Source organism: Streptomyces sp. P17, assembly GCF_032436805.1.
GTDB lineage: Bacteria > Actinomycetota > Actinomycetes > Streptomycetales > Streptomycetaceae > Streptomyces.
The window spans coordinates 1-488 of the sequence record NZ_JAVRBF010000311.1 but is presented as its reverse complement, the minus strand read 5'-3'; the positions used below and the strand labels follow the sequence as shown (position 1 = coordinate 488).

General features: G+C 47.5%; 1 protein-coding gene. It reads right to left on the bottom strand.

Features of this window, described 5'->3' with window-relative positions; all coding sequences use genetic code 11:
- Positions 1–192: 192 nt before the first annotated feature.
- Positions 193–488, bottom strand: a 296-nt coding sequence (locus RMT89_RS41035; protein WP_315888849.1) for a hypothetical protein, incomplete at its 5' end; no start/stop codon positions are given.

The following is a 488-nucleotide window of genomic DNA, read 5'->3' as shown; positions in this document are numbered from 1 at the left end:
GGGATGCACCATAGCCAGTCGTGGCAGCGGTAACAATGGTCTTCATATAGTTAGTACGTTCGTGATAATCGCCTGCAATGTTGTAGGCAGAGCTATCTACGTAAGTGATCTTTTTAGACGAGAACAGACCCATAAAATAAAAGGGGAGTATCCAAACTCCCCCTCCCTATTACCACGGTAATTACCGACTTACTAGAAGCCATTCTTAATCTTGAGGTTAGTCAAGATTTGATCAACAGACGCATTCTGGAAGCCGGGGGGTGCAAGCAGACCTTCATCAATGGTCTTCTGTGTGATCCATGCATCTGTGAAAAGCTTTGCGGCCTTCACTTCAGCATCACGCTGGAAGCTGATGATCTGCTGTGCGTGCAGTTCTTTCTGCTTTCCTATAGAACCCTTAACGGGCTGTCCATCAGTTCGTGCGTCGAGTGTCTGTGCACGAGCCGCTTCAGCTTGTTCCTGAAGGTTCAATTTCTGCATCGGCAGAA